The sequence below is a fragment of the Bartonella eidoli genome (assembly GCF_036576145.1).
GTDB lineage: Bacteria > Pseudomonadota > Alphaproteobacteria > Rhizobiales > Rhizobiaceae > Bartonella.
This window is the reverse complement of sequence record NZ_JBAFWX010000005.1, coordinates 46776-71241: the sequence shown is the minus strand read 5'-3', so window position 1 is coordinate 71241 and position 24466 is coordinate 46776. Positions and strand designations below refer to the sequence as shown.

Here is a 24466-nt window from a genome sequence, read left to right as displayed (position 1 = left end):
TCTATCTCTTTTAAAAACTTTTCTCAAATTGTCTCAATATTACCCAAGAATATTATATTAGTTTATAAATACGGTCTTTATAAAAGAATTCTGAGCGTAGTATATTTTAAAAACTCGTATGTTGATCGTAATCATATTTTATGATTTCATAAATTAACTCAACTAAATGGCTCTTCGTTCGTTTTGCCCTAATAAAGTCCAAAATCATTCAGGCTATATTCAGTTTGAAGTGTGTAGGATAAGAAAATACGAATTACAAAGGAGTGTCGCTATGAGAAAGTTTATTAAGATAGCAATATTATCAGCAGTATCCACTGCAACTGTTTTCCCATCAAATACAACGTTTGCGGATACCACATCAGTATTTGATGAAAGAATCACAAGAACAACAACAGTTGATCCTTTTTTTGATCACGGTCGCCAGATACAAACACGAACCCATATTAATCGTCATCAAACACGCCATGAAAAACAAACACACAATTACACTCATATAGAGCGTCACAAGCATGTACACCAACATTTTGTGGAGCGTAACGACTCGGGTGATACTTTAGCAGCAGGAATTCTCGGCCTTGCAGCAGGTACACTTTTGGGCAATGTTTTAAAAAAACCAGAACAGCCACAAATCATTTACCAAGTCGCACCACCGCAACATCAAGTAATATACCATGAAGTGCCACAGACACAGGTAGTTTATCAAGCACCAACAGTAGTGACACCTCAAAACCCACAGTGGACATCTGGATGGGTTCAATATTGTAAGGCAAAATATCGTTCGTTTAACCCGAAAACAGGAACTTTTAAGGGCTATGATGGGAAAGAGCATTTTTGTTACGCTCCTGTCACAATTAGCAACTAGACTCCATCCTATATGAACGGGGGAAAATCATAAGCGACAAGAAAAAATCGCCGCAGGGCGGTTTTTTCTTATTTTTGTCTCTTAAACTTCTTGCAGAAAAGGGTTCCACTGGAGCTCATAACCTATACAGCTTCCTGGGCCATGCCCACAGATAAAACTAATATCATCTCCTAAAGGTAAAATTTTGTCCTTAATAGATTTCATCAATAGTTCATAAGAACAAAATGGAAAATCCGTACGTCCAATAGAACCACGAAAAAGTACATCTCCTAATAAAGCAAAGCGCTCTTTTTCATTGAAGTAAATAACATGACCAGGAGAATGTCCTGGAGTATGAAAAACATTGAATACATGTCCAGCAAAATTAACACTATCACCATCTTCCAACCACTGATCAGGAACACAAATGCTCGTTTTACCCATGCCGTAACTTGTAGCCATTTCGTTTGCTGCATCCATTACGGGCTTATCATCACGGTGTGAACCTATAATTTTGACACCAAGAGCTTTTTTAGCTTGCATTGCCGCTCCTACATGATCAAAATGACCATGTGTTATCCAAATAGCCTCAACTATAACGCCCATCTTTTTGATTTCTTCATGAATCTGAGGCCAATCACCACCTGGATCTACTAAAACACCTGTTTTATGCTCACTATCAAAAAGCAAAGTGCAATTTTGTTGGAAAGGCGTAACTGGAATAATATGTACACTCAGGTTCTTCATGATATCCTTCCCCAAAAGAAATATTTCCAATCGTATAAATGATACTCTTCTCAGTTCTTTTATAGCAATAACCTGCCTGAGAGCTTTATGCAACTTATGTAAATTATACCTTTATATGAAATAAATTTTATCAAGGTTTTTAAAAGTGACTAATCAAATTCAATTTTTTTATAACGATGCACTTCACTTTCTTGTCATTGATGATAACACTCATACCCACAATCTTTTACTTCAATCTCTTGGATGAAATAGATATTGTATTTTAATCTCCACCAATACTGACAAAAAAGCGAAAACTTGCCAGCTTATATTTTGACATCTCCTTAATTCACGTAACAAGAATTGGAAAAAATGACCTCTAATCTTACCCGTCTATTGCGTCAAATAAAAGACGTCCCCTTTCTTATCCTAACAGTTTTATCAAAAACAAAAAATTCTATTCACGAAATAGATGCAATCACAAATAACCATCTTATAAAAACGTTTGATCTTCATAAGCTTTTACTACACATCAAAATACTATTTGACGATGCAACTTTTCATTCAACCAGGCCTAATTGGACAATTGGTTTGAGACCTTGTATATTTTTAATCGCGTAGTGTAAATTCAGAAAATAAAGCTCAATTTCATGATTTATACGACCTATCGTGATGCAAAAATAAAATTTTCTCCTGAAGATATAGTAGAAACCCCCGCGATGGAGCTCTATAGAAAATCGCGTGAATTTATTCAAAACATCGGCTATACGGAATAGATCAAAGCGACTTTTCTACTTACAAAACAGCATTTGAAACATCAAATTAAAGCTGAAAAAGAAAATCTAAAAATTTAAGAAGGTAAAGCTTAACGATCATTTAAAATATAAAAATGGAAAATTTTTACATCAAGAAAATAGTATAATAAGCTGATAAGTAATATTTTTTATCGTTATTTAGAAATTTCTATGCCCCTATGGAATTTTTTTCTACTTTTGAGGCTAACTTCACTCTTTATATGATTTTTTAAAAAGACGATTTTTTATGCTTTCAAAAATTGATTTAAAATATTCAAAGCCTTTTTAAATCTTTCCTCTCTTTTTGCTAAAAATTGCAATTTTTGTAATTTTCGCACTTTCTTCAATTTTCTGGTATCAAAATCCAATTTGATGAAATATGCATTTCATGGTAAAAAATACATATAAAAACAATAAATCACCACCTACTCCTCACCAGCCCAAAACTCTTCCCACTTAGTGAAAAAACTCAATATCAAACTAAATGGCAGAAACAGCTCTTGTCTTATTGCTGATGGCAATTTACTTTTTACAAAACCATATAATAAATCTGTACGATAATTGAATAAAGCCACCAAAAATTTTAAACGTGATCATCACTTATCAAAAAGATATCAACCGCAAAAAACTATAGAAATATCTTTCGCGCTTCTATTACTTTTTATGCACGTATAAACGAATTGAATAACAAATTGAACAGCATATTATAATGCTATCCGAACGCTAATCATAATTCAAAAAATACTCTCACATATCTTAAACTTCGCCCATATATGAAACCAGATTAGAAGATTATCCTGTCTTAGTATGTGACTAGGCAAGTAAAAATATTAAAAATTCCCAGTTAACGCCCACTTGTAGAAACCACAATTTTCATACCATTATATTTTAACATTCATAAAAATACGCATACAAAAGTATTCAAACCATTCTCTAAACTTGAAAATATAAAATAAAAATCCCAGTAGAATAAGATTTGACCTTTCTATCTCCCAAAATATCATATGCAATCATAAAGACAACATCCAACTGGAAGATTGATTATACACCCTTATCCATACCCCCTTATGAAAAAAAATTTATGAATTAAATATAAAAAACAATCAACATATCTGTTAATAGTTTAAGCATTCCCTACAGTTTCAAATAAAGTATATTGCAACGCTTTGTACGCACTCTCACCAGTCCACGCAACCATTTGAAACGCAGCATAGTAGCTTTCACAGACTTTCAATGAATGTATCAACAATGTCTCAACCTGTTTATGAGATGGGTGAACTCCACCAGCGAGAAGAAGACCCTGCCGATAAATTACTGAATTTTCCTCCTGCCAATAATCAAAATGCCCTAATAACAGCTTCTCATTAATCGCCAACAATAAGCGATGCATTTCCGCCGTCCGCGCACTTTCTAAAAAAAGATCAAATGCACAAGCCAAATGAAGCGCTTCGTGATCATCCATCCATGAGAAAGAAAGACGATAATTTGTACGCGCCCCTTCTACACAAACACTAATTTCATCTTCTGCATTCCGCTCAAAAGACCAATCGTACTTATAGGCAATCTGTTCAATACAATCAACAGGATGTTCTTCCCTTTCTGTGGCGCAAAATGCAAGCCTCATCATTAACCCTCAATAATATGCAAACGTTATTAATAGAATTCAAACTGCCAAAATCACAACAATGACATGTTACAATTAAAGCCTTTACACCAAACAAATACGCATTAAAAATCGACAATACACGCTACTGAGAAACGAATAATGCTTCCCATAATAAAAAACTGATAATAATAAAACGAATCAAAAATCCTTTTCAGTGTATTGATACAATTTGATAGCGCTAGCCCTTTGATTCAAAAAAAGTATTTTTTTTACAAAAAATAAATGAATAATCTACCCTAACAGATTCAGGATTAAGCATTTTTTAGCTTCAAACAACACACTTAAAAGCTGGGGATATTTTTGTGAATTTATAATTTTATGGAAATTACTTTACTTATCTTGCGTCTGCACTTTTTCCAAACTATCAAGACGTTGTCTCAAATCAGCATTATCAGCCTGTACTTTCAAGACCATTTCCTTAAGCATTTCAAACTCATCTCGTGAAACAATATCAAGTTTGTTTACTATCTTTTCAGCCTGAAAACGAAAAGCAGTCTCAGCTTCACGTCGTACACCTTGTGCTGCATCAACTGCATCTATTGCTAATTTTGCTATTTCATCAAGAATACGGTTTGATCCATTACGCATGTGATTTTCCTTTAATTTGTAATATTAACCCACACAGTATAATATAATGCACTTCAATAATATTTAGATACCGTATCCGCTCTCTTCACTTTACAGAGCTCTTCTTGTATTGTTTGACATTTTTATATCCCTTTTACCAGCATAATTTTTACCGTTACACATAATATCAGTCTATCACTCTCTTGACTTGACCAGCATAGATACATCTGTCATTTCTAATCGTCCTGTAACCTTATTAATGGAAAGCGCTTTTTCATGAACTATTCTTGTCCCGCCATTGCTTTTCCTACTTTTCTCGATCCCGTCATTGTTCATTTAGGTCCTGTATCTTTACATTGGTACGGACTTGGTTACGTTATAGGCATTCTTTTTGCTTGGTGGTATGCACAAAAATTATTACAAAAACGATCTTTATGGCATGCAAACCAACCTCCTATGGATAAAAAAAAGATAGAAGATTTTGTTGTATGGTCCGTCATCAGTATCATCATTGGAGGCCGTCTAGGACAAGTCCTTGTATGGGATCCCGCTTACTATTTTAACCATCCAAAAGATATCATAGCAGTATGGAATGGAGGAATGTCTTTTCATGGTGGATTTATTGGGATCACCATCGCAATGATTTTATTTGCGCGTAAAAACAAGTTCAAAGTACAACAGATGTTTGATATAGTTGCTGCAGGTGCTCCAATCGGTATTGGTATTGTAAGAATATGCAATTTTATTAATCAAGAATTATGGGGCAATATTACCTCTGTACCTTGGGCTGTTTGTTTTCCTCAAGATCCTCAGTATCTGCCGCGCCATCCAAGCCAACTTTATGAAGCACTGATGGAAGGATTTATTATCTTTATCATCTTGTTTATTATTATTTTTAATTTCAAAGCATTAAAACGTGCTGGTACCGTATCTGGAACATTTATTATAAGCTATGCAATAGCACGTAGCATCTCAGAAATTTACCGTGTCCCTCAAGAAGATCCAGAATGGTTTTCTGCCCTGTTTCATTCCACGGGATTTACCTATGGCATGGCTTTATCTCTTCCCATGCTTATTTTAGGTATTTATTTACTTTTTAAAGCCCTTACTCCCCATAAAAAATGACCACTCTCAAAGAAAAAATTAAAAAGATTATTGCTCTCAATGGGCCGATTACCGTCAGCCAATACATGACATTAGCACTCACAGATCCTCAATTTGGTTATTATCAAACCAAAACACCTTTTGGATGCTCTGGTGATTTTATTACAGCCCCTGAAATAAGCCAACTATTCGGAGAAATGATTGGAATTTGGGCTCTTGCAAGCTGGAACGCCCATAATTGCCCCCATCCTTTCATTTTAGCTGAAATAGGTCCAGGACGTGGAACTCTTATGAGTGATATATTACGTACAATTCAAAAGTTATGTACTCAAGCATTTAATTCTGCTGAAATTTTTCTTATCGAAGTGAGTGAACATCTTGCAAAAGAACAAAAAAATTGCCTTCTCCCTTATAAAAAACAAATTCATAGTATCGAAAACTTTAGCCAAATACCATCGAAGCCTCTCTTTTTAATTGCCAATGAACTCTTCGATGCTCTTCCCATCAACCAATATATTAAACTCAATGGAGAATGGAAAGAGCGACGCATTACAGTTAATAAAAATGGAGATTTCACATTCATTGCTCACGAAGCCAAACTTCCTTGTTCTTCCCTACAGAAACCCTACTACGCTGAAATACCAAATGGAACAATTTTCGAGCATGCACCCTTACGGCACCAATTGATGCAACAAATCAGTACCCATTTGAGAAAAATGACAGGTTCTGCTTTACTCATTGACTACGGGACTGCTGAATTGGCATTTGGCGATACGCTACAAGCTATCTCAAAACATAAATTTCAGGATATATTTTCCGCTCCTGGAGAACATGACTTAACATCACATGTCGGTTTCTCTTTTTTAAAAGCAATAGCCCTAGAACAGGGATGTTTTGTTGAAATTTTAGAACAAGGAGATTTTCTTATTAAAATGGGACTCCTGCAACGTGCAAAACAGCTTGGAGCTAATAAAGATGCTACACTGCAAAATAAAATCCACCATGATGTAAAACGATTAGCTGCTCCAGATCAAATGGGAAAATTATTTAAAGTTTTGCATATAAGCGATAAAAATATCCCGATCCCTCCTAAATTTTGACTCTAATTATAGACAGCTCATCAAACAAATACTAACATCTTTTACGCAATGTTCCCATTTGAAAATAATCATATAAAGAGATTTTATGAATTCTACACTTGCCCCCATCCTTGCAAAAAATCTCTCCAATTTGCACAAATATGGAATAAAACATGGCTTTTTTACACGCCAATGGAATATTTCAACAAACCTTGATGTGAAAAATAATCTAAATAATATTTCTGAATATAGTGCATATAATTGTGCTTTGATCGCTGATTATTTTGATATTAAGAAGCAAAATTTAGTTACAGTCAATCAAATACATTCCTGTGATGTTATTGTTGTTAATCAAGCTTTTTCCGGCAAGATACCTCAAGCTGACGCTCTCGTTACAACTACAAAAGAACTAGCAATTGGCATTCTTACAGCAGACTGCGGACCAATTTTATTTTTTGATCCACAAGCAGGGGTTATTGCTGCCACACATGCTGGTTGGCGAGGAAGCTTAAATGGAATCGTAGAAAAAACAATCTCTGTTATGGAACAACAAGGGGCAAAACGGAAATCAATAACAGCAGTTCTTGGACCTTGTATTGGTCCTTGTCATTACGAAGTTACAAGCGAATTTTACGATCAGTTTATTAACTGTCAGGGTAAATTCCAAACATATTTTTTAAAAACAAATACAATAGATCGTTTTAGATTTAACTTATGGGCATTCATTATGGATCGACTAAAAGAAGCAAAAGTCAATGCTTCTTGTTTAGAGCTTTGTACTTATCAAAATGAACAGAGTTTTTTCTCCTATCGCCGTGCAATGCACCACAACAAGCCTAATGGCGGAAGGCAAATCTCTGCTATTATGCTCACAAACAAAAATAAAGGCCTGTAAAACTTAACAGAACATTCAAACTACAAAATATATTTTTCTCTTTATAAAAAATTTGCTTTTTTTCAAAAAACAATCACAAGCCCATACAATGTAATAACTGTAGCCGTTATAAATGTTTAATTGAACAGTCCGTAATAAGGTGCTTTTAAAACATATCTCTCTTATTTCATATCAGACACATGATATTGCTAATATTAAAACCTTTTTTATTAAGGAAACAGAAGAACCTGAACTAATCTTTTTTCCAATCCAATAGCTTTTTTCTAAAATAAAAAAATGAAAACGTGCCTCTTTTTAATAATAATCAAGAAAATTATAATATTCCTGTCATTGTTTTCTTGCAATCTGAGAATAACAAGCTAAACATCATATAATACTCTGTTGTGATTACTTAAAGGCTTTATCATGAAACTTTTCTGCGGCAATTCTAATCCATGCCTTGCTGAAGACGTTACAAAATATTTAAACATTCCCTTAGGAAAGGCTACAGTGAAGCGTTTTGCTGATCAAGAAATTTTTGTAGAAATACATGAAAATGTCCGTGGACAAGATGTGTTTATTCTACAATCCTCATCTTATCCTGCAAATGATAATTTGATGGAATTGCTCATCATGATCGATGCTCTCCGTCGTTCTTCAGCGCGTCGTATCACAGCTGTTATCCCTTATTTTGGCTATGCTCGTCAAGACCGTAAGCCTGGACCACGCACCCCTATTTCTGCAAAACTTGTTGCTAACTTGATTACTGAAGCAGGAGCCAACCGCATTTTGACATTGGACCTTCATGCGGGACAAATCCAGGGATTTTTTGATATTCCAGCAGACAATCTTTATGCTGTTCCAGTTATTTCTCGCGATATTAAAATGCATTACTCTCTTGAAAATGTTATTGTTGTTTCGCCTGATGTCGGTGGTGTAGTACGCGCACGCTCCTTAGCTAAACGCTTAAACTGTTTATTAGCTATTGTTGATAAACGTCGTGAACGTCCTGGTGAATCAGAGGTAATGAATATTATTGGAGATGTATCTGGAAAAGATTGTATTTTGCTTGATGATATTGTTGATTCAGGTGGAACCCTATGTAACGCAGCAAGCGCTCTACTCCAACATGGAGCAAACAGTGTCACAGCTTACATCACCCATGGAGTTCTTTCTGGCAATGCCGTCGAACGCATTACAAACTCAGAAATGAAAGAATTGGTCGTTACTGATTCAATTATGCCAACAACAGCAATTAAAAGCGCACATAACATCCGTGTTTTATCAATTTCTGACTTAATTGGAGAAGCTATTGCAAGAACAGCAGCTGAACAATCCGTCTCAAGCTTATTCATTTAAAGAAGATCTTTCGTATCTCCTGGAGCTGTTTCCAAACCAAGGTCAGGAAAAGCTACGGTGCGTTGATCATTTAAATGCGTTCGAATAACAACAAGTCCACGCTCTTCAAAATAGGTTAAAAGCCGACGTGCCCGACTTAAAGAATATGTTCCATAAAGACGCGCTAAAGATGCATCTGATGGACATGGCTTTCCAGTTATAGCGGCCTGCGCTACATTTAAAAAAACACCCTGCACATCGTCTTCCAAACTTTCAGATATATGCAAAATTCGTTGCCAGCTTTCACTAACAGCAGTCTCTTCATCGATACAAGCCTGAGCGATAGCCATTTTACGCCGGAATTGTGAAAGAGGAAAAGGCGCACCTGAAATACCATGAATGCGACAACGAACCAAAAAATCTTGGTAAAGTACTGCTGTTGAACGATAAGAAGCTTCAGGATCATCCATAATTTCACGAATAACACGTTCTACTTGTTTATCACGATCAACAGAAGAAGTTTCAGGAAGTACACCTGTCTCTTTTTCCAACAACTCTTGTTTTTTATGTACAACTTCTTCTAACATTTCATGAACTGACTTCTTTTTGACAGGCTCTTGTGAATGTTTTAATGAAATTGAAGGTTCATCTGGGGAAGCAGTGAAAACAAGTTCTTTTACGTCTGCCCTTTCTTCTGGAAGCGGCATTAATTTGGGGCTAGATGAGCGTGCTAATGTTTCAACAGAACCAATCTTAATGGACAAGGAACGGCGAGATAAAGCAGGTCCTAAAGCGATAAAATGACCTCGTTCAAGATCTCTGAACATTTCTGCTTGACGACGTTCCATTCCTAAAAGATCAGCGGCACGAACCATATCTATATCTAAAAAAGTTCTCCCTATTAAAAAGTTTGAAGCTTCAGCAGCTACATTTTTTGCAAGCTTTGCTAAACGCTGCGTAGCAATAACACCAGCAAGACCACGTTTACGCCCTCTACACATAAGATTGCTCATAGCACCGAGTGAAATTTTACGCGCTTCATCGGAAACTTCTCCCGCTGCAGCCGGAGCGAATAATTGTGCTTCATCAACCACAATGAGCATAGGATACCAATAATCGCGCTCTACATCAAACAAGGCTCCAAGAAAAGTACCAACAGCACGCATTTGTTGTTCATGATCCAAACCTTCAAGATTTAAAACCACAGAAACCCTATGTTGGCGAACCCGATGAGCAATACGCGTTAATTCTTGTGCGCTACGTTCAGCCTCAACAATAACATGACCAAATTTATCGGATAAAGTTACAAAATCACCTTCTGGGTCGACCACACAATGCTGCACCCATGAAGAACTTTGCTCAAGGAGACGTCGAAGAAGATGCGATTTCCCTGAACCAGAATTCCCTTGTACAAGAAGGCGTGTGGCCAATAACTCTTCAAGATCAATGAGTGCTGGCGTTAATCCATGCAAAGCACTAGATTTTGATATCTCACCTAAGGCAATCTCTACCTTCATAATGTCTCCAGTATATGATTTTGAATATATCGAGCGAGCATGATTGATTCCCCATTAATGTATTTGTAACATTTATTCTGCTTTTACGTTAGAAATCGTGAATTTTGCCCACAGCTCTTGCATTGTTTAAAGATTTAACTTATAGAGTCAATCTCTGCGTAGACACCCTTGGAGGCAATGCAGAAATGGAGCAATCTCCGCTTATTGGCGTATACTCCATATCAAAAATTATTATTAATTTTTAAAATCTCCAGCAATATAAAATTACAATAAGGACTTAAATCATGAGCACAAGCTACACTCTTAAGGCCGAAATACGTAAACGAGTTGGTAAGGGGTCCTCTCGTGAATTACGTCGCAACGGTCTCATTCCAGCTGTCATTTATGGTGACAAAAAACCTCCTTTAGCAATTGCAGTTTCCTATAAAGAAATTTTTCATAAAATTCGTGCTGGAGGTTTCCGTACCACGGTTTCCACTATTGAAATTGACAAAAAGAAAATTTTAGTTCTAGCAAAAGATTATCAACTTGATCCTGTTCGGGATTTTCCCATACACATTGATTTTTTACGTGTATCAGAAAAATCAGTTGTAGATGTAAATATCCCTGTACACTTTATTAATGAAGATACAGCTCCCGGTATCAAGCAAGGGGGTGTCTTGAATATTGTTCGCCATGAAGTTGAATGTACCGCTCCAGCGAATGCTATCCCTCAAGCAATCGAAATTGATCTTGCGGACTATTCTATTGGTGATTCTATCCACATTTCAGCGGTGAAGCTACCGGAAGGTGTTCTCCCGGTGATCCAAGATCGTGACTTTACTATCGCAACCATCGTAGCTCCCGCCACTATGGACACCAGTGATGAAAATTCAGAACAGGAAGATGATTAAGTAAAATAACGTATAAACTTAATAAAATTGAGCAGGCAGAATTTTTTCTGCCTTCGCTTTAAATAGTTTTAAATCTGTAATATTAAACTAAAGGTCTATATGTGGCTTATCGCTGGTCTTGGTAACCCTGGTTTACAGTACCAAAATAACCGCCATAATATTGGTTTCATGGCGATTGATGCTATTTACCAATCTTTTTCTTTTTCTCCATGGTCGAAAAAATTTCAAGCCGAAATTTCTAATGGACTCATAAATGGTGAAAAAGTCCTCCTTATAAAACCTCAAACCTTTATGAACCTATCTGGTCAAGCTATTGGCGAAATTTTAAGATTTTATAAATTAGACTTACAAAATTTAATTGTTATTTGCGATGAACTAAATCTTATTCCTGGGAAAGTGCGTGTAAAAATCGGTGGGGGGAATAATGGACATAATGGCATTAAATCCGTAACCTCCCATTGTGGCACGGATTACTGCCGCGTACGATTAGGAGTTGGACATCCTGGTTCTAAAGATTTTGTTTCTCAACATGTTTTAGGAAACTTTTCAGAAGCTGAAAAAAAATGGTTACTTCCCCTCTTAGAAACACTTGCAAAAAATATTGCCCTCCTCATAAACGGTGATAATAGCCTTTTTATGAATGAAATTTCACGAACAATGAAAAATAAAAACCTGCAATAATAACGTTTTTTTATACACAAAAAAGCTAATATTGTTCACTAAAATTTTTGAATATGATTTCAGAAAAACACCAAATAGTAACAAAGTCTACTAGATGGCACTAATCTAAATCTGTATTCCTTTCCCCTAAAGCTCAAATAATTTACTTAGATTTTATAAAGTTGATAATAGAGGATCACTGAAATTTTGTTCTCCATTTGGAAAGTAAGTTTCATTATCATTATTTTGCAATACAATTACACGAGCCCCGATAGGAACACGATCATAAAGATCAATAATATCCTGATTAAGCAAACGGATACAACCACTTGAAACAGCAAGACCTATCGACCATGACTCATGCGAACCGTGAATACGAAATAGTGTATCTTTCCCATTTTTGTAAAGATATAATGCCCGGGCTCCTAGTGGATTATCAGGTCCTGGTGGCATCCCATTCCCTAAATGTCCATAACGCTCTGGTTCTCGAGCCATCATTGCTGCAGTAGGAGCCCAACTTGGCCATTGACGCTTACGCTGTACAACCCCTTCACCTTCAAATTCTAACCCCTCTTTCCCCACACCAATACCATAACGAATAGCATGCCCATTTTGACCAATAAGGTAAAGAAAACGCTGCTGCGTATCTACAACTAATGTACCAGGCGGATAAGATGTATAATAAATTACTTGCTGGCGCCAAAATCTTGGTTCAATTGTGGAAAGATCAATAGCTGGTAATGAATAAGGTTCATTCACTATAGGCCCATATAAAGCTCGCACTTCTTCTGGAATATACCAGGATTGTTGAGAAGAGACGAGCGGCATATCTGACTGACGTGTGGCACATGCAACCAAAGCCAAAGGTGTTGCTATTAAAAAAGCACGACGAGACAATACTGTCATATTTTCTCCGATTAATTCATAACGTAAACTTGTGTATTTAGAAAAATTTAATACATTACTAACATTAACAAAAACTCCACCATGATTAAGATAGAAAAAATTTGAAATATGGCGATAAAAAGTTAACCATTCCTTAGCATATTTTCTCTCTTTTATAGAACTAAAGACTATAACTGTTTTCCAATATATTATAAAAATGTTTAAAAACTTTATTTTAAATCGTATAAATAGAAAAGAAGAGACTTATGGGTTTTAAATGCGGTATTGTCGGATTACCTAACGTTGGTAAATCAACCCTTTTTAATGCATTAACAAAAACAGCTACAGCGCAAGCTGCTAATTATCCTTTTTGTACAATTGAACCCAATACAGGTGAAGTTGCAGTCCCAGATTTACGTCTAAAAAAAATTGCATCTATCGCTCACTCAAAAGAAATTATTCCTACACGCATCAACTTTGTTGATATTGCCGGACTTGTACGTGGTGCTTCAAAAGGCGAAGGTCTAGGCAATAAATTTTTAGCTAATATTAGAGAAGTTGATGCCATTATCCATGTTTTACGCTGTTTTCAAGACAAAGATATTACTCACGTAGAAGGAAAAATTGATCCCATTACCGACGCTACAACAGTTGAAACGGAGCTTATGCTTGCAGATCTTGAAAGTCTTGAAAGACGAATTATACAAACACGCAAACGTGCAGCTGGAAAAGACAAGGAAGCTCTGGAACTTCTTCCTATGATGGAGGCTGCATTAAATTTGTTGCAAGAAGGAAACCCTGTCCGATTATTGCTTAAAAATATTTCCTCTGATGAGCAAAAAATTCTTAACAGTTTAAACCTCTTAACCTCAAAACCTGTGCTTTATGTTTGCAATGTCAGCGAAAAAGATGCTGCTCATGGAAACAACTTTACCCAAGAAGTTGAAAAAATGGCAATAGAGCAAAATGCCCAAAGTATTATTGTTTCTGCTGCTATCGAAGCTGAAATTACCCAACTCACTGATGAAGAAGCTACAGAATATCTTAATGCTTTAGAGCTCCTTGAACCAAGTCTTCATCGCCTCATTCGTGCCGGCTATCATTTGCTTGATCTCATCACTTATTTTACATGCGGTCCTAAAGAAACACGAGCGTGGACAATTGTGCGTAATACAAAAGCTCCCCAAGCTGCTGGTGTCATCCACTCAGACCTTGAACGAGGATTCATTCGTGCTCAAACTATCAGCTACGAAGACTACATTTCTTTAGGCGGAGAAAACGGAGCAAAAGAAGCGGGAAAAGCGCGCAGCGAAGGTAAAGAATATATCGTGCAAGATGGTGATATCATGTTATTTAAACATAATACTTGATTGCGCTCTAGCTGAAAGATATCCGTCTTAAAAAATGGAAAATTTTTACAATACAATATTGTAGCTTTTTAAGGACTCTTCTCTACAAAAACACCATCTCACACATTTTATGGCTATTCCCCATAAAAAATTAACGTGCCCAACGTCCTTCATATTTGAATGTTGGGGCATGTTTTAAAGAGTCTTTTGTTGCATTAGTCATAAGTCTCCACTTACCATAATCATTTGTCATTTGAATTGTTTCTGGAGAAACAACTACATAACTTTCTCCTAGACCAAGAAAGCCTCCAACAGCAACAACAATCCCCGTTATATTGTTTTCACGCAGAATAATGTCTTTCACCTCACCAATATTCTGATTTTCCATATTGTACACATGTGCCCCAATAAGACTTGAAGCAACAAAGTCGGTTGCCAAAGGTGTAACGTAACGCGCAGGCATATCTGGGTTCACCTTTACGATACCCGTTGAAGAAATTATTTCAGGTTCAGAAGATACTAAGGCAGGTTGAGCACAAACACTAGAAACCATTAAAGCAGATATAAAAGTAATAGCAATTTTCTTCATTGTAACATCTCCGTTTTTACTTTACAGAGTATCAATGCTTTATAAAAAAAATTGTTCCCTATGCTTTTTTAGATCACTAATCTTATTTCTTTTTCTCTAATCTCACACCTTCTTCTTAATTTTTCTTCTTAACCATATAAATTCTAATATTTTAAATATAAAAATGCCTCTTAAAACGATTGTTTTAATAAGGAAAAAACATCTTTTTTCGGATTTCTCTGTATAAATCAACTATCTATACAAAACCGCACAAATATCATTGTAATAAGCTTTTGCATAAATCTTGATCTTACAACCTTAATCGAACTGGAATTATAAACACCAGTCAATAAACATCACACAACCTTTTATACCTCAATTCACCCAATATCTAAACTTTTTTATATTAGGTGTAGATAACTTTTTCTCTAAAATTTAAGATATAATGATAACATAATACAAAATTCTATTCCCTTCAATTATATCTCTGAAATAGGATTCTTAGCTCCTTTACGAATCATAAAGTAAAAACGTAATATAATGCATGACACTTCACATTGCTCTTTTTCAACCTGATATTGCTGGTAATACTGGAACAATTTTGCGTCTTAGCGCCTGTTTTGGTTTACACGTACACATTATCGAACCTGCAGGCTTTAATCTTTCAGATCGTAATCTCAAGCGAGCAGGCATGGACTATCTCGAATATGCTTCACTAGAACGACATATTGATTGGCAACATTTTAAAAGCAGCATGAAACAATCTAATCGTCGCCTTTTACTTTTAAGCACAAAAGCAACAACGTGCTATACAGAAATGCGCTACCAACAAAACGATGTTTTACTCTTCGGTCGTGAATCAGCAGGAGTGCCAGATTATGTTAATCAAACTGTTGATTATATGTTAAAAATTCCCATGCAACCATATGCGCGCTCTTTAAATCTCGCAATGAGCGTAGCCATAACAACAGGTGAAGCACTCCGCCAAATTGGTTATGATAAAAAATAACCACTTTATAAAAATATAAAACTTTTCCAATATCTCCGACCTATCAGAAAAGTGTTAACGCATGACGCAAAACCAACAACCTTGTGAAAAAATAAAGTCTCTAATAGGATTTTACAACATAACTAAAATTTACTACCATCAATAGCTCTAAAGCAATATCATAAAAACCAAATAAGGAATAAATAGAATGAAAATTATTCATTGGAACATAATATCATAAATTAATTTTCTCTAATAATTCATTTCGGTCTATCAAAAATCCACTTTCAATCCATATACTTTCTAATTTTTTTAGCATTTGTCCTATGAGGGCTCCTTGAGCTAAACCCTTTTTTATCAAGTCCTTACCACTAACAGGAAAAGTCGGAATTTTCCATTTTTGAGCAAGCTGATAAAGCTTAATATAATTTTCTGCTTTTTTTAAAGCTTCACTCTTTTCCATAACATCAACATACGCTGCTGCTATAGATAAAGACAATTGATCTAAAATGGGCTGTCGCCCATGAGAGTAAATCAGTTTTTGTAAAAAGTGATCTGAACAATTTTCATTAATCGCTTCTAACTCTGCCCATTCTTTTAATCGGGCAGCTTCTTTATTAGATAAACGCAAGCGATTCGCCATTTTATGAAGACGCACAGAATCCGGAGGAACAATACTTTCTAGCCGTAACAATGGGTCTATTTCCCAACCAAAGACTCGTTCTATTTTCACAAGTGAATGGATTGCATCAATACCCCATTTTTCTGTTTCAGGCAAAATAATTGTCAAAACTCCACTTTGACGCATCCATAAAAGAGCACGTATTGGATCTGAAACAGTAAGAAGTTTTCTGACCTCTGCCCAAATACGCTCAGATGAAAGTTTTTTCAAACCATTTTTTAAACAAGCACATGCCTTTAGCCCTTCTGCGTCAGGTCTTCCCTCTCCATACCAAGCAAAAAAACGAAAAAACCGCAAAATACGTAAATAATCTTCCCGAATACGATTCTCTGCGGGACCAATAAATCGTATTGTCCGACTAGCAATATCGTTCAATCCCCCTACTACATCATACAATTGACCAGCAGCATCACAATAAAGTGCATTAATAGTAAAGTCCCGCCGTTCAGCATCTTTTTTCCAATCACGACCGAATAACACTTTTGCATGACGGCCATCGGTTTCAATATCAGAGCGAAGCGTTGTAACTTCATAAGAGCATGACTCAGCTACCACAGTTATTGTACCAAAGGCAATACCTGTAGGAACAGCTCTAAACCCTGCTTTTTCTACACGCATTATAATTTGTTGCGGTAAACAGGTTGTAGCAATATCAATATCACTGATAGGTTTCCCTAATAGCTGATTACGCACCGCCCCACCCACAACACGTGCCTCTTCACCATCTAAAGACAAAACGTGAAGAAGTTTTTGAATACAACTACGCTGTAACCAATCAACATATTTAAAATTTTGTGTTACGCTCACCCCTTTAACCTTTCAAATAAAACCATCCCTCCTCCGGCATGCGCTGCTGTTTTTCAGATAATACCTTCTACGGTACACTTAAATATAAGACGATGTTACCCATCAAAAATAGATTTTTCTATATGTGCACGAATTAAAAAACAAAGTATTATACTTCTTTTCTCTTCATTTTCTGCTACAAATCATAAAATATTCATTATCATGCAGAGAAAATTATCAATTTTGCGACAAATGCCTTAAGGAAAGAATATGAGTCAAAATGATATACAATCCAACTCTCCTCAGGAAGCCATTATAAAGAGTGAAGCGCAAGAGCTCATTAATGATATTGATGCAGCGCACAAAGAAATGGATATTCTAAAACAAGAAATTGATAAAGTTATTTTTGGTCAAAACTATGTAATTGAATATGCTTTAACGACCATTTTAGCTGGTGGGCATGCCCTTCTCGTCGGTGTTCCAGGAGTTGCTAAAACGCGTCTTGTTGAAACATTAGGAAAAGTACTGGGACTGGATGAAAAACGCATCCAGTTTACACCTGATTTGATGCCATCAGATATTATCGGTTCTGAAATCATGGACTTAGATAAAAACGGTAAACGCTCTTTCCGTTACATTCAAGGCCCTATTTTTACCCAACTGCTCATGGCTGACGAAATTAATCGCGCCTCTCCACGCACTCAATCAGCTCTCTTACAAGCTATGCAAGAATATCATGTCACTGTTGCTGGTACCCGCTACGATTTGCCACAGCCTTTTCATGTACTTGCAACCCAAAATCCTCTTGAACAAGAAGGAACTTATCCACTCCCAGAGGCACAGCTGGATCGTTTTTTAATGCAAATCGATATTGATTACCCTGATTTAACAACAGAACGGCGTATCATTGTAGAAACAACAGCAGAAAAAAATAAAAGTGTAAAACCAATTTTATCAACCCAAAAACTACAAAAAATTCAAAAAACCATCCGTAAAATGCCTATCTCTGAAAATGTCATTGAAGCCATTTTAAAAATAGTCCGTTCAGCTCGCCCTCATAAAGACAATATCCTCGCCAACACTTATATTTCTTGGGGTCCTGGTCCTCGGGCATCACAAGCACTTTCACTTTGTGTACGTGCTCGTGCACTTTATCATGGACGTTTGGCTCCTTCACTTGATGACGTTGAAACGTTGGCTCAACCTGTACTACAACACCGTATGGCACTCAATTTTTCTGCACGTGCCGAAAATATAACCATAAAAGATATTATTAAAAATCTTGTGAAAGATGCCCTCTAATGGCTATTAGCACAAAAACTTCAAAAAAATCTCCACTATCACTTGCTGCAAAACTGAATGAAAATGCGGAAAAGATACCATATTTCCTTCTACAAGCACGTAACATAGCCAATACACTTATAACTGGAGGGCATGGCAAACGTAAATGCGGTAATGGAGAGAATTTTTGGCAGTTTCGCCCTTATGTTGAAGGAGAATTTATCACACGTATTGACTGGCGTCGTTCAGCACGCGATGAACACACTTATCTACGTGAACACGAATGGGAAATAGCACAAACAATTTGGATTTGGCCTGATCAAAGCGCTTCTATGCATTATTGTTCGCGCTTTTCCCAAACCCCCAAAAGCGATTATGCCATCATTCTTGCGTTTGCGTTAGCAGCAATTCTTGCACGAAACAGCGAACATATTGCTATTCCCAATTTAATGCCGCCCACAATGTCATCCAATGTGATAGAACGCATGGCACTAGCTTTAACAAATCATCGATCAGAAAATTCATTCCCAGACTTTTCTACCATCACCCGTTTTTCACATGCCATCATCATCAGCGATTTTCTCGACCATCCTGAAACAATCACTCAACATTTAGAAGTTTTATCTGCAAAACAGGTCACCGCTCATTTAATTGAAATTTCCGATCCTGCAGAAGAGCATTTTCCTTATAAAGGCCATACGGAATTTTTTGACCCAGAAACAAAACAAAAGCATATTTTGAAGAAGGCAGAAGATATCCGCGAGAGCTATTGCAAACTGTATAAAGAAAGACGACAAAAACTGGAAGATTTTTGTTTATACAAAGGATGGTCTTATCATGTAAATACAACCGATCGCCCCTTAACAGAAACAGTGTTGCAACTTGCAAATAAAATAGGCAACTCTTCAGCTTCTATAAGGAGGTCATTGTGAGTTTTGGTTCTCCTCTGGTTTTATTAGGTCTTTTATTTCTACCCGTCATTTGGTGGTTGTTGAGAATAACACCTCCTGCTGCGCGTAAAGAGCTTTTTCCCCCTTTGCGCCTTTTGCCTAAATCAAGCAATCAGCAAGAAGCTACAAATCATATGCCTTGGTGGCTATTATTGTTACGATTAGCTATAACCGCACTGATCATTGTTGCTTTGGCACGACCTATTTGGAACCAAAAACCAATCATACTTTCGGGGGCCCAATCATTGGCCATCATTATTGATAATGGATGGGCATCTGCAAAAGAATGGAAAAAACGTGTAAATGTTGCAGAAACCCTTCTTGCACAAGCAGAAAAACAAAAAAAAAATGTTTATCTGATTGCAACAGCTGAAAATGATATTTCTAATATTGGCCCCTTACCTGCAAAAGAAATAAAACAACATTTAATGCATTTGCATCCTCAACCTTGGCCTGTAAACCGCGTACGCGCATTGAAAAAACTTACCGAAATAACAAAAGGAAAGCTGATCGATATCGCATACTTAAGTGATGGATTACAAACAAACGAAGATGAGAAAGCTTTTTTTCTTATGGAGCAATTGAAACCAAAAACAGTCTTATGGTATTTATCCGATGTCTCTGGCTTAACTGGCATCACAGCCATAGAAAATAAAAATGGAAAGACGGTAGCCCATATTGTTCGTGCAACCACATATGGAGAGGATGCCGTTACATTAAACCTTTATGATATCAATAATCGACCCCTTGGCCATTTTACAGCGAATTTCCACGAAGGAAAAACAACAGCTGTTATTCCTTTTAACTTACCACTTGAATTACGCAACGATATTGCGTGGATAAAAATAGCAAACAATACTCACGCTGCTGCAACCTTTTTAGTTGATAGCCATAATCGAATAAATCGTGTTGCCCTCTTATCGCCAAGCATCAATGAAATGGCACAGCCCCTTCTATCTCCATTTTATTATATTATAAAAGCGTTACAAGGTCATACGCAACTTATAACAGCAGAAGGAAGAGAACTTTCAGTTGATATTGAACACTTACTTCAACAAAATCCATCTGTCTTTATTTTGGGCGATATTATTAATATGTCAAAAGAAGCAGAAAAAAAGCTATCTGACTTCGTAAAAAAAGGCGGAACACTCATCCGTTTTGCAGGAGAAAATTTAAGTACTCTAGAACATCATGATAGCTTACTACCTGTACCACTGCGTCCTGGAAAACGACAGCTTGGAAGTATTATGTCCTGGGCTCAACCACAAAAACTTGCCCCTTTTGCAAAAAATAGTATTTTCTCTGACCTTCCATTCCCAGAGGACGTTACTATTTCACGCCAAATTTTAGCAGAACCCAGCTCAGATCTTTTTGAAAAAACATGGCTTAGTCTTACCGATGGAACACCTTTGATTACAGCAGCAAATCATGGAAAAGGCTTACTCATTCTCATTCATATCGTGCCTGACCTTACATGGTCAAATCTTCCTCTTTCCGTTTTTTTTACACAAATGCTGCAAAAATTAATCACATTAAGTCCCTATGAAAATAAACATCCAACACATATGAAAACAACAACGGTACAACGCCCTTGGCGGACATTAACTGCTTATGGCCACCTAAAAACCCCACCTTCTCACACTACTCCACTCATTATTGGTGCAGAAAACCCGCCGCTTCCTTCCTATCATACCCCACCTGGATTTTATGGCAATAAAAATAATCTTTATGCACTTAATCTCTTAAATCGTTCATCAAACTTAATAAAGCAATCGTCACTTCCTGCTTCTTTCAGTAATACCCCCTTATCATATAACACTGAAGAGAAAAATCTCATTGGAGTATTTTTGGGATTAGCACTCTTATTATTTGCCTTTGATAACTTTTTGGTTTTATGGATGGCAGGAGTTTTTTTCTTTAACAGACGAAACAATATGTTGTTCTGTTTTCCTTTCATGATAAGTTTTATTGCCTTATTTTTGCATGTTCCAATCACTCACGCAAAAAATACAAAAAATTACGATGAAACCGCAGTGCAAGCTGCTGGAACCACTCATCTTGCTTATGTTGTAACAAACAATCATGAAATCGATTCAACAAGTAAGAGTGGATTAGAAGCACTAAGTCAATTTATTGCAGAGCGTACAATGCTTTTACCAGGCCCTGTAATAGCGCTTAATCTCGATAAAGATGAACTTGCTTTTTACCCTCTCATTTATTGGCCAATTGATGCTAACAGCCCTTTACCAACACAAAAAAGTCTTGAAAAAATAAATAATTTTATGAAACATGGAGGAACAATTTTATTTGACACACGCGATCAAATAAACACTAATCTTACTCTTGAAGGTGAAGCTACTCCAGAAACTCAAAAGTTGCGAACCATATTAAAAGGATTAAATATCCCTACTATTGCACCAGCATCAACTGATCATGTTGTTTCTCGCTCTTTTTATATTATGCCAGATTTTCCAGGTCTTTACCGTGGTTCACCTTTATGGGTTGAAACATCATCCATGAATAAAAAAAATAAAAATCTTCTTGCTAGCGGTGATAATGTAAGCTCTCTCTTTATTACCGCAAATAATTTTGCTGGTGCTTGGGCATTAGACGAAAAAGGAATGTGGAAATATCCACTTATTCCCAATGATCCAATGCAACGCTTGTGGGCATTTCGTGCAGGATTAAATATTGTTATCTATGTACTTACAGGAAATTATAAAGCAGACCAAATCCATGTTCCTGCTTTATTAGAACGCTTTAATAGAGAAAGAAGATAATGATATCATTGTTCACTTTTCAACCTGTTTTACCTATCTCTTGGATTCTTTTATTAGGCGGGATACCTGCACTTTTTGTTATTATCGGGCTCATTAAGAAACGGAAAGGATACCTTTTACGTCTTATCTCATTAATTTCTCTTATTCTCGCTTTGCTTAATCCAATGATCATAAGAAAAGAACATGAACCACTTAAAGGCACTGTAGGGATTGTAATTGACCGCAGCGAAAGCCAAAAATTTGGCTCACGCACAAATGATAGTGACGAAGCACTTGTACAATTAACCAATCTATTTACTCGCTATCCCCAATTTGAACCGCGCTTTATCGATGCTGGAAAATTATCAAACAATCAATATGCACCCTCCACAAATTTATTTGATGCTTTAACACAAGCTACATCAGATGTACCATTATCTCGTTATGCAGGAACAATTTTAATCACCGATGGGCAAGTGCATGACATTCCACAGTTATCAAATCTTTACCATAAAGCACCTATCAATGCCCTTATAACAGGAACACCTAACGAATTTGACCGCCAAATAAAATTTATTTCTCCTCCTCGTTTTTCCCTTATAAATAAACCACAAACGATCTCTATTTTAGTGGAAGACAAAGGACAGATTCCAGAAACTCTACCAGCGCAAGCAAACATTATTTTAAGTGTTAATGGCCAAGAAGTCGGTCATTATTCTGTGACTCCTGGTGCTATTTTTCAAACCGAAATCACTCTCCCCCATGCTGAAAAAAACATCGTTCAAGTGACAACCGATACACATAAGGATGAATTAAGTTTCGAAAATAATCGTGCTATAACTGTTATTGAAGGGATTAGAGAAAATCTGCGCGTTCTTCTTATCTCTGGTGCACCCTACAACGGTGAGCGTACGTGGCGTGACCTTTTAAAAGGTGATTCTAATATTGACCTTGTTCACTTCACTATTTTACGACCTCCAGGCAAAGCAGATAATACACCATTAAGCCAATTATCACTCGTAGTGTTTCCTATGAAACAATTATTCGTTGAAGAAATTAATAATTTTGATCTCATCATTCTTGATGGTTACCAACATTCTCCTATTTTCCCATTAATTTATTATGATTATATCGCTCAATATGTACAAAATGGCGGTGCACTTCTAATGATAACAGGACCTGAGTTTACCCAGCAAAATTCACTTGCTAAAACTCCTTTGATAAGCATTTTACCCGCATTACCAAATGGTGTTATTATCCAAAAGCCTTTTCGTCCCACAATAACAAAAGAAGGTGAGCGTCATCCTGTTACGCGAGGTCTAGCAACACAAGCCTATCCATCTTCTCAATGGGGAAAATGGCTACGACAAATTGCAATCCAAAATGCAGACAAAGTGACCGCTCTTATGAAGGGAGCTGACGAACAGCCACTTCTCCTTCTTGCTCACATTGATAAAGGTCGTGTAGGCATGTTGCTCTCTGATGAAAGCTGGCTTTGGGCACGAAGTTTTGAAGGTGGTGGCCCTTATGCAGCTCTTTATCGTCGAATTTTCCACTGGCTAATGAAAGAGCCCGGACTTGAAGAAGAAAAATTAAGCACAATAAGTGATCACCATCGTTTAACAATTCGTCGCCAAACACTTAAAGATCATCCAGAATTAGCTAAAATAACCTTTCCCTCTGGAAAACAAGAAAGCATTCCCCTTACCAAAGAACAGGAAGGTGTATTTACAACAACTATCAGCACCAATGAAACAGGAATTTTTACCATCCAAAACGGTGATCTAACAGTTCTTTCTTCTGTAGGTGTACTCGATAACCTTGAATTGTCTGACATAATTTCAACAGAAGAAAAACTCATTTCAATTGCTAAGCACACCGGTGGAAATATCATGCGTTTACACGATGCAAAAAAAGAAAATATCAACATTCCTCCTATCAAACTGCTTCGATCAAAAGCTGGACAAACACCTTTCTCTACTTATTCAATTGTTCTGAAAGAAACAACGGAAACCCGTTTAATTTCCGCATCCTATTTTTCAATCTTTTCTGGTTTTTTTGCACTACTCACCTGTCTTTTCTTACTTATCAGTGCGTGGCATCGTGAAAGTCATTAGAAATATTGCACAACTATTTAATCGCTTTTAAAGTCTAGTTCA

The 24466-nt window shown here is 36.5% G+C and carries 21 protein-coding genes; 14 read left to right on the top strand and 7 right to left on the bottom strand.

Annotated elements, in window-relative coordinates:
* Window positions 1-271: 271 nt before the first annotated feature.
* On the top strand, window positions 272-862 hold the full coding sequence (locus tag V5N68_RS04550) for a BA14K family protein (protein ID WP_332066002.1): 591 nt from the start codon (window positions 272-274) through the stop codon (window positions 860-862).
* Between the two features lie 81 nt (window positions 863-943).
* On the opposite strand, the gene V5N68_RS04545 is transcribed toward V5N68_RS04550, so the two are convergent.
* Window positions 944-1588, bottom strand: coding sequence for an MBL fold metallo-hydrolase (locus V5N68_RS04545; protein ID WP_332066001.1), 645 nt, complete (start codon window positions 1586-1588; stop codon window positions 944-946).
* 629 nt (window positions 1589-2217) lie between these two features.
* Here V5N68_RS04545 and V5N68_RS04540 point away from each other — a divergent pair.
* Window positions 2218-2343, top strand: a complete 126-nt coding sequence (locus V5N68_RS04540; RefSeq protein WP_332066000.1) for a hypothetical protein — start codon at window positions 2218-2220, stop codon at window positions 2341-2343.
* 1141 nt (window positions 2344-3484) lie between these two features.
* Here V5N68_RS04540 and V5N68_RS04535 read toward each other — a convergent pair.
* Window positions 3485-3985, bottom strand: a complete 501-nt coding sequence (locus V5N68_RS04535) for a type III secretion system chaperone family protein (RefSeq protein ID WP_332066051.1) — start codon at window positions 3983-3985, stop codon at window positions 3485-3487.
* Window positions 3986-4357: 372 nt separating this feature from the next.
* Window positions 4358-4615 carry an accessory factor UbiK family protein gene (locus V5N68_RS04530; protein ID WP_332065999.1) on the bottom strand — a complete coding sequence of 86 codons (258 nt, stop codon included), beginning with the start codon at window positions 4613-4615 and terminating at the stop codon, window positions 4358-4360.
* Window positions 4616-4870: 255 nt separating this feature from the next.
* Here V5N68_RS04530 and lgt point away from each other — a divergent pair, with 255 nt between their 5' ends.
* From lgt to V5N68_RS04510, 4 genes are all read left to right on the top strand, one after another.
* Window positions 4871-5719 (top strand): prolipoprotein diacylglyceryl transferase, encoded by an 849-nt coding sequence (lgt, locus tag V5N68_RS04525; protein WP_332065998.1) that lies wholly within the window; start codon window positions 4871-4873, stop codon window positions 5717-5719.
* A complete protein-coding gene (locus tag V5N68_RS04520) occupies window positions 5716-6798 on the top strand; it encodes a class I SAM-dependent methyltransferase (RefSeq protein WP_332065997.1) in 1083 nt (360 codons plus the stop codon). The genes lgt and V5N68_RS04520 overlap by 4 nt, the downstream gene beginning before the upstream one ends.
* 85 nt (window positions 6799-6883) lie before the next feature.
* A complete protein-coding gene (pgeF, locus tag V5N68_RS04515) occupies window positions 6884-7672 on the top strand; it encodes a peptidoglycan editing factor PgeF (RefSeq protein WP_332065996.1) in 789 nt (262 codons plus the stop codon).
* Window positions 7673-8077: 405 nt separating this feature from the next.
* Window positions 8078-9010 (top strand): ribose-phosphate pyrophosphokinase, encoded by a 933-nt coding sequence (locus V5N68_RS04510; RefSeq protein ID WP_332065995.1) that lies wholly within the window; start codon window positions 8078-8080, stop codon window positions 9008-9010.
* Here the strand turns inward: V5N68_RS04510 and V5N68_RS04505 are convergent.
* Complete coding sequence (locus tag V5N68_RS04505; protein WP_332065994.1) at window positions 9007-10506, bottom strand: helicase HerA domain-containing protein; 1500 nt, start codon at window positions 10504-10506, stop codon at window positions 9007-9009. The genes V5N68_RS04510 and V5N68_RS04505 overlap by 4 nt on opposite strands.
* 284 nt (window positions 10507-10790) lie before the next feature.
* On the opposite strand from V5N68_RS04505, the gene V5N68_RS04500 reads away from it, so the two are divergent.
* Together V5N68_RS04500 and pth are read left to right on the top strand one after the other, a co-directional pair.
* Complete coding sequence (locus tag V5N68_RS04500) at window positions 10791-11399, top strand: 50S ribosomal protein L25/general stress protein Ctc (protein WP_332065993.1); 609 nt, start codon at window positions 10791-10793, stop codon at window positions 11397-11399.
* Window positions 11400-11498: 99 nt separating this feature from the next.
* On the top strand, window positions 11499-12080 hold the full coding sequence (gene pth / locus V5N68_RS04495) for an aminoacyl-tRNA hydrolase (RefSeq protein WP_332065992.1): 582 nt from the start codon (window positions 11499-11501) through the stop codon (window positions 12078-12080).
* Between the two features lie 153 nt (window positions 12081-12233).
* Here pth and V5N68_RS04490 read toward each other — a convergent pair whose 3' ends face one another.
* On the bottom strand, window positions 12234-12965 hold the full coding sequence (locus tag V5N68_RS04490; protein ID WP_332065991.1) for a L,D-transpeptidase: 732 nt from the start codon (window positions 12963-12965) through the stop codon (window positions 12234-12236).
* 245 nt (window positions 12966-13210) lie between these two features.
* Between V5N68_RS04490 and ychF the strand changes: the two genes are divergently transcribed.
* On the top strand, window positions 13211-14314 hold the full coding sequence (ychF, locus tag V5N68_RS04485; protein ID WP_332065990.1) for a redox-regulated ATPase YchF: 1104 nt from the start codon (window positions 13211-13213) through the stop codon (window positions 14312-14314).
* A 130-nt stretch (window positions 14315-14444) separates the two neighbouring features.
* On the opposite strand, the gene V5N68_RS04480 is transcribed toward ychF, so the two are convergent.
* A complete protein-coding gene (locus V5N68_RS04480) occupies window positions 14445-14882 on the bottom strand; it encodes a PRC-barrel domain-containing protein (RefSeq protein WP_332065989.1) in 438 nt (145 codons plus the stop codon).
* A gap of 523 nt (window positions 14883-15405) precedes the next feature.
* On the opposite strand from V5N68_RS04480, the gene V5N68_RS04475 reads away from it, so the two are divergent.
* A complete protein-coding gene (locus tag V5N68_RS04475; RefSeq protein ID WP_332065988.1) occupies window positions 15406-15870 on the top strand; it encodes a tRNA (cytidine(34)-2'-O)-methyltransferase in 465 nt (154 codons plus the stop codon).
* Window positions 15871-16084: 214 nt separating this feature from the next.
* Here V5N68_RS04475 and V5N68_RS04470 read toward each other — a convergent pair whose 3' ends face one another.
* Complete coding sequence (locus V5N68_RS04470; RefSeq protein ID WP_332065987.1) at window positions 16085-17338, bottom strand: CCA tRNA nucleotidyltransferase; 1254 nt, start codon at window positions 17336-17338, stop codon at window positions 16085-16087.
* 249 nt (window positions 17339-17587) lie between these two features.
* Between V5N68_RS04470 and V5N68_RS04465 the strand changes: the two genes are divergently transcribed.
* Genes V5N68_RS04465 through V5N68_RS04450 form a run of 4 tightly spaced genes read left to right on the top strand, consistent with a single transcriptional unit; the run spans window position 17588 to window position 24424 of the window.
* A complete protein-coding gene (locus V5N68_RS04465) occupies window positions 17588-18619 on the top strand; it encodes an AAA family ATPase (RefSeq protein ID WP_332065986.1) in 1032 nt (343 codons plus the stop codon).
* Window positions 18619-19530: a DUF58 domain-containing protein gene (locus V5N68_RS04460; RefSeq protein WP_332065985.1), complete on the top strand. Its 912-nt coding sequence runs from the start codon at window positions 18619-18621 to the stop codon at window positions 19528-19530. The genes V5N68_RS04465 and V5N68_RS04460 overlap by 1 nt, the downstream gene beginning before the upstream one ends.
* Window positions 19527-22328: a DUF4159 domain-containing protein gene (locus tag V5N68_RS04455; protein WP_332065984.1), complete on the top strand. Its 2802-nt coding sequence runs from the start codon at window positions 19527-19529 to the stop codon at window positions 22326-22328. Before V5N68_RS04460 ends, V5N68_RS04455 begins: the two co-directional genes overlap by 4 nt.
* Complete coding sequence (locus V5N68_RS04450) at window positions 22328-24424, top strand: glutamine amidotransferase (RefSeq protein ID WP_332065983.1); 2097 nt, start codon at window positions 22328-22330, stop codon at window positions 24422-24424. Before V5N68_RS04455 ends, V5N68_RS04450 begins: the two co-directional genes overlap by 1 nt.
* Window positions 24425-24466 lie beyond the last annotated feature (42 nt).

Bases quoted from the DNA above. Each gene is read 5' to 3' on its own strand.
- pgeF (WP_332065996.1), top strand. From the start codon at position 6,884: ATGAATTCTACACTTGCCCCCATCCTTGCAAAAAATCTCTCCAATTTG.
- V5N68_RS04490 (WP_332065991.1), bottom strand. From the start codon at position 12,965: ATGACAGTATTGTCTCGTCGTGCTTTTTTAATAGCAACACCTTTGGCT.
- V5N68_RS04520 (WP_332065997.1), top strand. From the start codon at position 5,716: ATGACCACTCTCAAAGAAAAAATTAAAAAGATTATTGCTCTCAATGGG.
- lgt (WP_332065998.1), top strand. From the start codon at position 4,871: ATGAACTATTCTTGTCCCGCCATTGCTTTTCCTACTTTTCTCGATCCC.
- V5N68_RS04545 (WP_332066001.1), bottom strand. From the start codon at position 1,588: ATGAAGAACCTGAGTGTACATATTATTCCAGTTACGCCTTTCCAACAA.
- V5N68_RS04535 (WP_332066051.1), bottom strand. From the start codon at position 3,985: ATGAGGCTTGCATTTTGCGCCACAGAAAGGGAAGAACATCCTGTTGAT.
- ychF (WP_332065990.1), top strand. From the start codon at position 13,211: ATGGGTTTTAAATGCGGTATTGTCGGATTACCTAACGTTGGTAAATCA.
- V5N68_RS04505 (WP_332065994.1), bottom strand. From the start codon at position 10,506: ATGAAGGTAGAGATTGCCTTAGGTGAGATATCAAAATCTAGTGCTTTG.
- V5N68_RS04460 (WP_332065985.1), top strand. From the start codon at position 18,619: ATGGCTATTAGCACAAAAACTTCAAAAAAATCTCCACTATCACTTGCT.
- V5N68_RS04465 (WP_332065986.1), top strand. From the start codon at position 17,588: ATGAGTCAAAATGATATACAATCCAACTCTCCTCAGGAAGCCATTATA.
- V5N68_RS04510 (WP_332065995.1), top strand. From the start codon at position 8,078: ATGAAACTTTTCTGCGGCAATTCTAATCCATGCCTTGCTGAAGACGTT.
- V5N68_RS04540 (WP_332066000.1), top strand. From the start codon at position 2,218: ATGATTTATACGACCTATCGTGATGCAAAAATAAAATTTTCTCCTGAA.
- V5N68_RS04500 (WP_332065993.1), top strand. From the start codon at position 10,791: ATGAGCACAAGCTACACTCTTAAGGCCGAAATACGTAAACGAGTTGGT.
- V5N68_RS04480 (WP_332065989.1), bottom strand. From the start codon at position 14,882: ATGAAGAAAATTGCTATTACTTTTATATCTGCTTTAATGGTTTCTAGT.
- V5N68_RS04530 (WP_332065999.1), bottom strand. From the start codon at position 4,615: ATGCGTAATGGATCAAACCGTATTCTTGATGAAATAGCAAAATTAGCA.
- pth (WP_332065992.1), top strand. From the start codon at position 11,499: ATGTGGCTTATCGCTGGTCTTGGTAACCCTGGTTTACAGTACCAAAAT.
- V5N68_RS04475 (WP_332065988.1), top strand. From the start codon at position 15,406: ATGACACTTCACATTGCTCTTTTTCAACCTGATATTGCTGGTAATACT.
- V5N68_RS04550 (WP_332066002.1), top strand. From the start codon at position 272: ATGAGAAAGTTTATTAAGATAGCAATATTATCAGCAGTATCCACTGCA.
- V5N68_RS04450 (WP_332065983.1), top strand. From the start codon at position 22,328: ATGATATCATTGTTCACTTTTCAACCTGTTTTACCTATCTCTTGGATT.